Genomic DNA, 11676 nt, shown 5'->3' with positions numbered 1-11676 from the left:
CCCGTTCCGTAGCCGTGCCGCGTTGCCGGCGTCACGCCGCGTCCGAGACGGTCGCGTCGCCGGGCACGTCCGACGCGTCACCCGTCGCGTGCTGCGTCCACTTCTTCTCCACGTCCTTGTTGGCGAGTACGATCGTTTTCCCGTCCCCAGAGCGGATCCGCGTCTTTCGCAGCCCGATCCCGATGATGGTCCCGGTGACCGAGGCCGTCTCGACGACGTCTCCGTGGTTGAAATCCTCGTCGCGCAGGAGGTACACGCCGGCGACGGTGTCGGCGATCATGTCCTTGAGCGCGAACGCGACGCCCAAGCCGATAAAGCCCGCCGCGGACCCGAGGCTGGTCGCCACCTCGCCCATACCGACGATCTTCAAGAGCGCGAGCGCCGCCCCGAACCAGAGGAAGATGCCGACGATGGCGACCGAGAGGTCGACGACGAGCTCCTCTTCGACGGGGTAGACCCGCCGGAACGCGGCCTGCGTGACGAGGAGGATGACTTTGATAACGACGTACGCGAGCGCGAGGAAGACGATCCCCGAGATGATCCGCGGGATCGCGCCCACGACGCCGGTGATGAACTCGTCGAACACCGCCTGAACGGTCTGTTCGGCGATCGGCTGTGTCGGTTCGGTTCCCATTTCCATCGTATCGGCGGTGGCTCGGGGGAAACCGTTTGGGGTCGGCGCGAGGGTCGCCGAACGCATGGTGGCAAACCGGGGAGGAATTCGGACCGGCGGTCGGACGCCCCGTCAGCGGACGAGCACGACCGGCGCGGGAGCGCGCTTCGAGACGGCCTCGGCCATCGCCTCGTCGCACTGTCATCTGTGGTAACTTGTGCGTAATCGGTGACGAGACCGTCTGAGACTCGCCGCTCGGGATCGAGCAACGAGCGGAAACGAGGAGGAACGCGGCGAATCGAACGGGGAACGGAGGCGGACTCCGAGAAAGCGACCGATGGACCCGAAACGGACTCCGGCGAGGCGGGCGAGGGACGCGGAACGGTCTCCCGCGGCCGCCCGCGGAGCGGACCCAGCGCTACTGCCGCTCGCCCCCGTCGGTCTCGGCGGTCCGGACCGAGTCGGCACACCAGACGTTGCTCCGGCGACCGGCGCGCGAGAGCTCCATGCGTACCACCGAACCGACCGGCAGGTCGGCGACGCGCTCGCGCGCGTCCTCGTCGGCGTACTCGACGACGTGGTACGTCTCGTTCCGCGGATGTGCACGGACCGTGGTACATTCATGATCGTTCTGCTCGGAAATGACGGTGTACGCGTTTGGTTGCGACATCTTACTTCCAGATAATTGGACATCCTACTTTAACTCTCCGTATATTCACTACGGTCGTGAGGGAGGTGGTTATACGAATATAAGGTGTCCAAGTGCCGAAACGATCAGTCTCGACGCGGCGCCCGTGGCGCGTGCGGCACCGCCGCTCGGCGGTCGGGGGACCGGACGCCGCACTCCGCCTCGGTCGAGCGCGGATCACCACGCCTATCTCCGGCGGTCTCGGATCGCGGCCATGGAGCAAGGCGACGAGGCGAGCGGCGAGACGGACCCGGACGCGGGCGGCGTGGCGCTGTTCGTCGACGGCCCGAACGTGTTGCGCGACGAGTTCGACGTCGACCTCGACGACGTGCGGCTGGCGGCCGAGGCGGAGGGGCCGCTCGTGACGACCCGGCTGTACCTCGACGAACACGCGACGCCGGGGCTGATCCAAGCCGCCGAGGCCCGCGGCTTCGAGGTCGTGATCACGAGCGGCGACGTGGACGTGCGGCTCGCGGTCGACGCCGCCCGGTTCGCCGCCGAGGGGCGGATGGAGACGCTCGCGATCGCCTCGCGCGACACCGACTTCAAGCCGGTCGTCGAGACGGCGAACGGCTACGGGATCCGGACGCTCGCGATCGCGCCCGGCGAGTTCGGCCGCTCGGACGCGCTCCGGAACGCGGCCAACGGCTCGGTGACGCTCGACGGCGACACCGACGCGGACGCCTCCCCGTCCGCCTCGCGGTAGGTCCGCCCGCCACACCGCCGACCTACCGTCGTTTTCCGTGCCGTACTCTCCCGACGACCAGCGCGCCGACCCCGCCGGCGAGCCCCGCGATGCCGACGACGACGACGGCGGTCGCCACGCCCCCGTACCGCGCGGCCGCCGCGTCGACCCCCACCCGCGCCCAGCCGAGGTTCGGCACCGCGAACAGCGCTTTCCCCGCGATCCACTCCTCGCGGACGACGGGGGCGATCCCGGCGCTCTGGTCGTACAGCTCGTTCGCGTCGCCGTGCGTGACGTAGCCGTCGTACGGCGCCGGGCAGGTCGTCAACTCCGCGCAGTCGCCGCTGAGGAGGTCCTGATCGGCCCGCTCCGTCCAGTCCTCGCCGGCGTCGACGTGGAACGCCAACCGGTGGAACACCGGTCGTCCCCCGGCGCCCGGCACCGCGTACACGACCACGTCGCCGGCGCCGCCGAGGCGCTCGGGGGCGTCGGGGTCGGTGGCCGCCGCGAGGTCGCCCCACGGGGCTCGGTCGGTCGCGGTGACGACGACGAGGTCGCCGCGCTCGACGGCCGGGGTCATGCTGCCGCTCTCGACCGCGACGAACGGGGGCCACGTCCCGACGAGCGCGCCGATCACCACCGCGACGAGGAGGACGGCGACCGCCGGCGCGACCGCGGCGGTGCGGTCGGAGCGAGGGCTGCTCACGGCCGATAGGGGGGCCGGCGACCGCTTGAGCCTGTCGCCCGAGGTTCGCGTGACCCCGCTCGGCCGGGGGCCGCTCTGGCCGCGATTCCCCGATGTCACAAAAGCTTAGGTTCGGCCGAGAGAGGGTCAGGTATGACCGATCGGTACCCCCCGCTCCACGAGGCCCACGACGCGCGCGGCGCGAAGTTCACCGACTTCGGCGGCTGGCAGATGCCCGTCGAGTTCGACTCGATCCGCGAGGAACACGCCGCGGTCCGCGGGTCGCTCGGCGTCTTCGACGTCTCGCACATGGGCGAAATCGAGGTGGCCGGCCCGGACGCGACCGAGCTGATGAACCGGCTCACGACGAACGACGTGAGCGCGCTCGGCCCGGGCGACTCCCAGTACGCCGCGATCACCGACGGGGAGGGCGTGATGCTCGACGACACGGTCGTCTACCGGCTCCCCGACGGGACCGAGGCCGGCGAAGCGGCCCCGTCGCTCGCCGAGCGATCGGGGACCGACGTCGTCGACCTCGACGCGCCCGACGGCGACCCGGCGTACCTCTTCGTGCCCAACGCGGGCCACGACGCGGACACCGCCGAGCGATGGGTCGACCACCGCGACGAGTGGGGGCTCGACGCGACCGTCGCCAACGTCACCGACGACTGGGCGATGCTCGCGGTCCAAGGCCCCGACGCCGCCGACGCCCTCGACGAAGGGACGCCGACCGACCGCGTCGTCGGCCTCTCGAAGTTCGAGGCGACCGTCGCGCATGTAGCGGGCGTCGAGAGCTGGGTCGCTCGCACCGGCTACACCGGTGAGGACGGCTTCGAGGTGATGTGTCCCGCCGACGCGGTCGAGCCGGTCTGGGACGCGTTCGTCGGGGAACCGCGCGACGCACAGCCGTGCGGACTGGGCGCGCGCGACACGCTCCGCACCGAGATGGGGTTCCTCCTCTCCGGTCAGGACTTCGACCCGGAGAACGAGCCCCGCACGCCCTATGAGGCGGATATCGGGTTCGTGGTGGACCTCGACACGGAGTTCGTCGGCCGCGACGCGCTGGCGGCGCAGAAGGAGGAGGGCGTCACCGAACGGTTCGTCGGGGTCCGGCTCACGGAGCGCGGCGTCCCCCGCGGCGGCTACGCCGTGACCGACGGGGACCTCACGCGCGTCGGAAAGCTGACCTCGGGGACGATGAGCCCCACGCTCGATCAACCGATCGGACTGGGCTACCTCCACGAGTCCTACGCCGAGGCCGGGACCGAGGTCAGCGTCGTCGTCCGCGGCGACGAGAAGCGCGCCGAGGTCGTGATCCCGCCGTTCCTCGACCGCTAGCTCGCTCGCTCACTCCGCCGACTCGACCCGCCGCTTCCGCTTCTCGACGACCTCGACGTCGGCGATACGGGTGTCCGGGTAGCCGCCGTCGGCGTCCTTCTCCGCCGCCTTCACCATGTCCCAGATGGTGTTGAGTCCGGTCGTGACCCCCTCTAACGCCTCCATCTCACAGCCCGTCTTCCCGGTGGTCTCGACCGCGACGGACAGCTCGATCCGGTCGTCGCCGACGGCGAACTCGGTGTCGACGTTGGTGATCGGTATCTGGTGACACATGGGGATCGTCTCCCAGGTGTGTTTCACGGCCTGAACCGCCCCGATACGCGCGGTCGCGAGCACGTCGCCCTTCTCGACCGCGTCCGCCTCGACCGCGGCGACCGTCGACTGCGTCAGTCGGATCTCGCCGCGCGCGACGGCCCGGCGGCTCGAATCGGGCTTGTCGCCCACGTCGACCATCTGAACGTCGCCGTCGTCGTCGGTGTGGGTCAGCGAGTCAGCGTCGCCCGCTCCGGACCCCGCCTCGTCCCGTTCATTCGCCATTACGCATCGCCTCCGGCAGCCGGTCGGGTAAGTCCGTCGCCACCAGTCCGGCGCCGTTCGCGTCGGCGGCGGCGTCACCGGCTCGCCCCACTGCGTACGCGGCGGCCGCGGCCGCGCCGAACGAGTCGGTGACGGCCGCCAGCGCGCCGACGGTCCCCGCTAACACGTCGCCGGTCCCGCCGACGGTCATGCCCGGGTTCCCGGTGCGGTTCAGTCGGACCGCCGCCCCGTCGGAGACGACGTCGACCGCTCCCTTCACGAGCAGCGTCCCCCCTATCTCGGTCGCGAACGCGCGGACCAACTCGGCGCGTTCGTCCGGGTCCGACGCCGTCTCGCCGCCCATGCCGACGAGTTCGCCTTGGTGGGGCGTACAGATCAGGCCGGCGTCGGTGTCGACCTCGGGGACCACCCGGAGCGCGTCGGCGTCGACGACGGCGCGTCCCGCGTACTCCGTCAGGAACTCGTGGACGAACTCGCGGGTCCCGTCGTCGGTCCCGAGGCCGGGGCCGACAACCGTCACGTCGTTGTCGGCCGCGAGCGACGCGACCCGGTCGACGTGCGACGGGCCGAGGCGGTCCCCGGGGAGCGCCCGGACGATGACGTTCGGCGAGAACCCCTGAACCGCGCTCGCGACCGACTCGGGGCACGCCACGCGGACGAGGTCCGCGCCCGCTCGGAGGGCGGCGAGCGCCGAGAGGGTCGGCGCACCGGTGTACGGCCCGCCGCCGACGACGAGCACCTCGCCGTTGTCCCCCTTGTGCGAGTCGGGGTCGCGGTCCAGACCGAGGAGGTCGCCGGGCCCGGTGAACCGCTCGGCCGCGGCCGGGATGCCGATGTCCGCGACCGTGACGGCGGCGTCGAGCGCGGCCAGCCCCGGCTTCTCGTCGTGGAACGTCACCACGCGGTCGGCGTCGACGGCGACCGAATCGCCCTCCCCCGTCGGGTCGCCCGTGTCGGCGTCGATACCGGAGGGAACGTCGACCGCTATCACCGTCGCGTCGGTGGCGTTGATCGCGGTCGCCGCCGTGCGTTCCGGCTCGCGGAGCCCGCCGGAGACGCCGGACCCGAGCATCGCGTCGACGACGACCTCGGGGTCGCGACCGCCGGGATCGGTCACGTCGAACTCGCTCGCGTCGGTGACGGCCTCGGTCGGTATCTCGGCGCTCGCGAGCGCGTCCCAGTTCTCCCGGGCGATGTCGGTCCGGATCGTCTCCGGTCGCCCGAGCAGGTGGACGGTGACGTCGTACGCCGACAGGAACCGCGCCGCGACGAGCGCGTCGCCGCCGTTGTTCCCGCGGCCGCAGACCAGCGCAACGGCCGCGCCCGGGTCCGCGACGGCTCGAACCTCGCTGGCGACGGCGTTGCCGGACGACTCCATCAACTGTTTGCGGGGCACGCCGAGCGCGGCCGCGTTGGCGTCGACGGCCGCCATTCGGTCGGTCGTGATCATGGGGGTCGGTTCGGGCGCCCGACGATTAAGCGGGCGGGTCGCGGTCGGTGCGCCCGCCGGCGAACCGGTCGTCTCGGGAAATGAAAATGTTGAAGCGGTCCGGTGGAGAACCCGCGATCAACTGTGGTATCGGCACTATCGGTCGACGCGCCGACCCCGGCAACGGCCCCTTCGACGGCCCTCACCGGCGCGTTCCCTCCACTCCGAGTCCGCCGCGACGAGCGCGGCCGACCGCGACCCCTCCACCACCAGACGCCATCATGAAAATCGGCTTCTTCACCGACAGCTACTTTCCCGGGATCGACGGCGTCACGTACACCATTCAGGCGTGGCGGGAGCGCCTCGAGGCGCGGGGCCACGACGTGTACGTCGTGTACCCCGCGAGCAGCCACGACCCGGACGATCACGAGATACCGGTCCCGTCGCTGCCGAACCCATTCTACCGCCAGTACCGCTTCCCGACCTACAGCCGCCTGTCGTCGCTGCCGGACCTCGACGTCGTCCACTGTCACGGGCCGGCCTCGACGGGCCTGATGGGGATCCGGTACGCGAAGCGGCACGGTGCCACGTCGGTGTACACCCACCACACGCCGATCGAGGACTACTTCATTCAGGGCCTCAAGTCCGAGCGGCTCGCCTCGCTCGCCGGCAAGGCGTACGTCGCCTACGAGAACCGCTTTCTGAACGCGTTCGACTGCGTCACGGCCTCGACCTCTCGGATCCGCCGCGACGTGGAGCCGTACCGACTGCCGGTCGGCATCGAGATGGACCGGTTCCGGCCCCGACGGAACGCCCGCGTCGACGCGCTCGCGACCGACGGCGGCCCGACGGCGGCCGACGCCCCGGTGGTCGGGTACAGCGGCCGGATGACCCGCAAGAAGAACGTCGACGAGATCCTTCGGCTCGCGGAGCGACTGCCGGAGCTCCGGTTCGAACTCGTCGGGGAGGGGCCCGTCCGCGCGGAGTTGGAGGCCGACGCGCCCGCGAACGTCCGGTTCCACGACTTCCTGCCGCGAGCGGACCTCCCCGACTTCTACGCCGCCCTCGACGTCTTCGTCACGGCGTCGACCTGCGACACCCTCGGCCTCTCGACGCTGGAAGCGAACGCCTGCGGCACCCCCGTCGCCGCCGCGGACGTCGCGCCGTTCGACGAGACGATCGGCCCCGAGAACGGGGCCCGTTTCGCGCTGGACGACCTCGACGACATGGAGCGCGCGGTCCGAGACTGCCTCGACCGCGACAGGGACACTCGCAGCGCGGTCGAGCGGTTCTCCGTGTCACAGACGATAGACGAGCTCGAATCGATCTACGGGGTGACCGCCTAGATGGGCGCGGACAACGTCGACGCCTTCCAGCGGCTCGTGTTCTCCGTCCCGGGGGTACGGGTTCAGGCGGCGGCGCTCGTCGGCCTCAGCGGGGTGTACGGGCTCGCGACGTTCGCGTCGATCTGGCTCTTCACCCCGTTCGCGCCGGACCCCTCCCGGATCGTTCCGGTGGCGGTGCTCATCTTCCTGCTCCCCTTCGCCGTCGCCGCGGAACTGTTCCCGCGCGTCCTCGACGGCTACCCGCGGTCGTGGAGCTACTTCCTCGCGCTCACCTCGCAGTCCGTCCTGTTCGTGTACGCGCTCGTGCTCTCGGGCGCGAACAACGTCGGGAACGCCTGGAGTATCATCTGGCTCAGCTTCATCACGCTGTACCTGATCAACATCCTCGTCCTCGTCGTCTCGACGGGCATCGACCGCTCCGACCGGATCCTCCTCCTGTCGCTCGTCGAGCCGGCCGCCCTGATCGGCGCGTTCTACGCGCTGGGCGGCAGCGACTTCGGTTTCACGACGTACCGACACGTGTTCGCGTTCGCCTCGCTGCTCATCGCCGCGGGCTTTCTCGTCTTGGTCCTCGTCGTCGTCGACTACCTCATCAAGAGCAACACCGACGTCTCCGCGTTCGAACTCACCTCCGGCCTCCTCCGGAACGACCGTGAATCGCTCGACCTCGGCGTCGAGGCCCGCCCGTTCGTGGAGACGTTCGCCGTCGACAACGGCGACCGGCTCACGCTCGCCGCGCCGTGGGTCCACCCCGGTCCCCTCGGCGGGTTCGGCGGGGGGCAGTTGAGCGGAAACGTGATCGACGCGCTGAACGCCGACCGCGGCGAGCGGAGCGACGGCGGCGGAGACGACGGCAGGCGCGGCGACGGCGGCGACGGCGGCGACCGCGTCGGCGCGGACCCGCCGGAGGGCTCGGCCGGCTTCTTCTTTCACGTCCCGTGTACGCACAAGGAGGACCTCTCGAACCCGGCGGACGCGGAGCGGATCCTCGACGCGGTCGCGGAGCCGGACCGCACCGACCGCGCCTCGCGGCTCGTGACCGAGTCGTACGGCGAGCGTGAGGGGTACGCGGACATCCGATTCCACGGGCGTCGGATCGGCGACAAGGAAGTGATCGTCCTCCACGGTGAGGGGATAGACGACTACGACACCGGGGTGTTCATGCGCGACGTCGACCACGACGAGGTGCTCCTCGTCGACCAGCACAGACACGACATCCAGAACGGTCCCGACGTGGAGATCCAGTACGGCACGGACCGGGCGGACCGGCTGAAGCGCGCGTTCGACGACTTCCGCGACACGCTCGCTGACGCCCCGCTCGGCGACTACGCCGCCGGCTTCGCGCTGGCGGACGCGGACCAGCACGCGCTGGCGTTCGTCGAGTCGGTCGACGGCGAGGAGACGCTGTGGATCGGCGTCGACACGAACGGGCTCACGCCCGACGTGCGCGCGACCGCCGACCGCTACCGCGACGAGTTCGACGCGGTGATCCCCTTCTCGACGGACACCCACGCCTCGATCCACGAACTGGCGAACATGCGCGAGTCAGACACCGACGCCATCGAACGCGCGATCGACCGCGCCGTCGACGACGTCGCCCCCGCGACCGTCGGGCTCGCGAGCCGCCGGACGGGGCCGGTGAAGCTCCTCAAGAACGACTACAACGGACTCGTGTTCAGCGTCAACATCCTCATCCGCCTGACGGTAATCTCCCTCGTGACGCTGTACGCGCTGCTCGTGTTGTGGCTGTTCTTCTGAGGGCGGTACGGAAGTTGTTGCTGCGAAAAGCTGTTGTCGAATGATCATTAATATTCACTATGGCCGGTCCGCCGATAGATCGGTGTGGGTACACATGGCCAGAGGACCACGAAGTAGGGACGCCGCCGGACCAGCAGAGTTGCTGTTGGAGGGAGACGGCGTCGACAGAAGCGGCGCGGTGTGTATGGCATACGACCGATGTAGAGGCGGGGTCGATAGACGGCCGAACGAGCCGGATCAGGTTTCCCGAGACGGTAGAGAGCGCTCGGTTCGAAGTGCTACTCGACGGCGCGTGTATGTCCGGCGTCGAACTTCAGGACTCTGTCAACCTCGACAAGGTGGCGTTGCGAGAGAGCGACCTTTCGAACGCGGAACTCGAGGAGGTATCTCTCTCCGAAGCGGATCTGTCCTTCGCTGACCTATCCGGGGCAAACCTGTCGGGAGTCGACCTCACGAAGACGGAATTACAAGGTGCTGACCTGCCCGGAGCTGACCTCAGCGACGCCGATCTGTCTTCGGCGAATCTTGACGGTGCTTTTCTACCGGAGGCGATTTTAAAACGAACGCGGCTCAACAGGTCGGTTCTGTCGGAAGCCGATCTCTTTGGAGCGAACCTTTCGTACGCCAGAATGTTTTACACCGACCTCTCAGAAGCACACTTGCTTGAAGCTGAGCTCCAAGAGGCGAGGGTGATCCGAGCCGACGCGGGGAGCGCAGAGTTCGGCGACGCTGATCTCTCTGGGGCGTCTCTCATCGACTCGGACCTGTCCGAAGCCACGTTCGGTGGTGCGACCCTGTCGGAAGCCAATTTCAGTCAGGCAGACCTGTCTAGGGCGGACTTATCCGGTACCGATCCGTCGGGGACACGTTTTAAACAGACTAGGTTCGCCGAAGCGGACCTGCGGGGGGTTGACTTCTCCACGACGAACCTACGAGGCGCCGACCTCTTGCGAGCGGACATCCGTGGAGTCAGCGTTGACGACGCGGATATCGACCGTGAGGCCGTCGTCGGGGGCGTGCCGCCGGCTCTTGACGACGCTGATCATTATGACGCGCTTGCGAAAGCGTACCACCATCTTAAGTCAGTGTTCAGCGATAAGGGGATCGACCGACTCGCCCGCAGCGCCCGTTTTTCGGAGAAAAAGGCACGGACGATGGAGGCATTCCATCGTCGGCAGCTGGTCGCTTGGGTCGGGATGACACTATCCAGGCTATTGACCGGGTACGGAACCAGAGCCTCCCGAGTCCTCGGACTGACGGCGCTGTTGTTTGCCCTGACGACCGCTTGGTACGCCGTCGTTCCGACCGTTGGCGGCGGCTGGGAGGGCGGAAGTGTTTACTACAGCGTGGTTACGCTAGTCACATCGCCGCCCCATCCGCCGCAGGTAGCCGGGATCGTCTTCGGCGCGCTCACGGAGGCAGTAGTTTTCGTCGAGACGTATCTGGGGACGGCACTCATCATCTTGCTCGGTTACGTACTCAGCAATAGGGATCGCATCTGATACCGAGACGCTCTGCGCGCTACTCGAAAGCCTTGACGCCCAGCGCCGACGCCGACGCGCCCCCGATGACCATCGGGATCCAGTAGACGGCGCCGCGGAAGACTAAGACGGCGGCGGTGATCGACGAGGCGGCGACGCCGGTCGTCGGGACGAGCAGGCCGACGAGCGCGGCCTCGATGCCGCCGAGCCCGCCGGGGAGCGGCGTCGCGCCCGCGACGTACGACAGCGGGACGACGAACACTGCGATTAGCGGGGAGATCGGGTGGCCGATCGCGGCGAACGCGACCGTGAGCGCGGCCGCCTGAAAGAGCCAGCCGACCAGCGACAGCGCGACGATCCCGACGAGTCGCCGCCTGTCGGTGCCGACGCGCTCGATGTCGGCGAAGAAGTTCCCCAGCCGGTCGGCGAGGCCGGCCTCGATCGTCTCGGCGTCGAACCGGTCGAGGCGCCCGAGCAGGGGACCGACGGCGCCGGGAACGCGGTCGACGACCGCCACGCGGTAGCGCCAGACGACGGCGATGGTCGTCACGATCGCGGCGATCAGCGCGACCGCGCTCGCGACGGCGACGACGACGCGGTCGCCCACGGCCGTGGTGGCCGCGTACGACCCGACGCCGAGGAACACGAGCGACACCGAGGGGACCACGTTGAGCACGTCGACGCTCGCGATACCGACGAGCCCCGTCTCGTAGCGCGCCTCGCCCACCTTCGAGATGAGCGCGGCGGCGACCGGCTCGCCGCCCGCCTGTCCGAACGGGGTGACGTTGTTCGCGAAGGCCGCCCCGCTGTAGACGAGGAACGCGGTCCAGGGCGACATGGGGACGTCGAGCGCGCCCAACACGGCGCGCAGCATGAGGCTCCACGCGGCGAGCCAGCAGAGCCCGAGTCCGGCGGTCGCGACGACGAGGGGCGGGTCCGCGGCCGCGAGCGCGTCGACGACCCGATCGACCCCGACGACGACGAAGAGCAGGGCGAGGAGCGCCACCGCCCCGGCGCCGCCGAGGATCAGCGCCCGCCGCTGTGGGCCTTCCATAGACGTGGTGACGCGGTAGCGAACTTGAAACGTCTGCTTCGCGCCGGCGGGACGGGGCGATC

Annotated in this window: 11 protein-coding genes; 5 read left to right on the top strand and 6 right to left on the bottom strand. The window is 69.5% G+C overall.

Annotation, left to right across the window (positions count from 1 at the left end; translation table 11 throughout):
• Window positions 1-31 precede the first annotated feature (31 nt).
• Complete coding sequence (locus ACZ5KW_RS11970; protein ID WP_371152885.1) at window positions 32-640, bottom strand: mechanosensitive ion channel family protein; 609 nt, start codon at window positions 638-640, stop codon at window positions 32-34.
• A gap of 391 nt (window positions 641-1031) precedes the next feature.
• Entirely contained in the window at window positions 1032-1283 is a 252-nt protein-coding gene (locus tag ACZ5KW_RS11965; RefSeq protein WP_343776680.1) for a hypothetical protein, read from the bottom strand.
• A gap of 232 nt (window positions 1284-1515) precedes the next feature.
• On the opposite strand from ACZ5KW_RS11965, the gene ACZ5KW_RS11960 reads away from it, so the two are divergent.
• The gene (locus ACZ5KW_RS11960; RefSeq protein ID WP_343776678.1) at window positions 1516-2007 is read left to right on the top strand and encodes an NYN domain-containing protein; all 492 of its coding nucleotides are present in this window, start codon (window positions 1516-1518) and stop codon (window positions 2005-2007) included.
• Window positions 2008-2029: 22 nt separating this feature from the next.
• Here ACZ5KW_RS11960 and ACZ5KW_RS11955 read toward each other — a convergent pair whose 3' ends face one another.
• Window positions 2030-2692 carry a S26 family signal peptidase gene (locus ACZ5KW_RS11955; protein ID WP_343776676.1) on the bottom strand — a complete coding sequence of 221 codons (663 nt, stop codon included), beginning with the start codon at window positions 2690-2692 and terminating at the stop codon, window positions 2030-2032.
• Between the two features lie 132 nt (window positions 2693-2824).
• Between ACZ5KW_RS11955 and ACZ5KW_RS11950 the strand changes: the two genes are divergently transcribed.
• Window positions 2825-4009 carry a glycine cleavage system aminomethyltransferase GcvT gene (locus tag ACZ5KW_RS11950; protein WP_343776674.1) on the top strand — a complete coding sequence of 395 codons (1185 nt, stop codon included), beginning with the start codon at window positions 2825-2827 and terminating at the stop codon, window positions 4007-4009.
• Window positions 4010-4018: 9 nt separating this feature from the next.
• On the opposite strand, the gene moaC is transcribed toward ACZ5KW_RS11950, so the two are convergent.
• Entirely contained in the window at window positions 4019-4546 is a 528-nt protein-coding gene (moaC, locus tag ACZ5KW_RS11945; protein WP_343776672.1) for a cyclic pyranopterin monophosphate synthase MoaC, read from the bottom strand.
• On the bottom strand, window positions 4536-5996 hold the full coding sequence (locus ACZ5KW_RS11940) for an NAD(P)H-hydrate dehydratase (RefSeq protein WP_343776670.1): 1461 nt from the start codon (window positions 5994-5996) through the stop codon (window positions 4536-4538). Before ACZ5KW_RS11940 ends, moaC begins: the two co-directional genes overlap by 11 nt.
• Before the next feature lie 260 nt (window positions 5997-6256).
• On the opposite strand from ACZ5KW_RS11940, the gene ACZ5KW_RS11935 reads away from it, so the two are divergent.
• The 3 genes from ACZ5KW_RS11935 to ACZ5KW_RS11925 are packed head-to-tail and all read left to right on the top strand — an operon-like array spanning window position 6257 to window position 10581.
• Complete coding sequence (locus tag ACZ5KW_RS11935) at window positions 6257-7321, top strand: glycosyltransferase (protein ID WP_343776668.1); 1065 nt, start codon at window positions 6257-6259, stop codon at window positions 7319-7321.
• The gene (locus ACZ5KW_RS11930) at window positions 7322-9079 is read left to right on the top strand and encodes a DUF2070 family protein (RefSeq protein WP_343776666.1); all 1758 of its coding nucleotides are present in this window, start codon (window positions 7322-7324) and stop codon (window positions 9077-9079) included.
• 59 nt (window positions 9080-9138) lie between these two features.
• On the top strand, window positions 9139-10581 hold the full coding sequence (locus ACZ5KW_RS11925) for a pentapeptide repeat-containing protein (protein WP_343776664.1): 1443 nt from the start codon (window positions 9139-9141) through the stop codon (window positions 10579-10581).
• Between the two features lie 19 nt (window positions 10582-10600).
• Here the strand turns inward: ACZ5KW_RS11925 and ACZ5KW_RS11920 are convergent, their stop codons facing one another.
• Window positions 10601-11614, bottom strand: a complete 1014-nt coding sequence (locus ACZ5KW_RS11920; RefSeq protein ID WP_343776662.1) for a lysylphosphatidylglycerol synthase transmembrane domain-containing protein — start codon at window positions 11612-11614, stop codon at window positions 10601-10603.
• Between the last annotated feature and the right edge of the window lie 62 nt (window positions 11615-11676).

The sequence above is a fragment of the Halorubrum ejinorense genome, from assembly GCF_055389685.1.
This window is presented reverse-complemented; position numbering and strand designations above follow the sequence as displayed.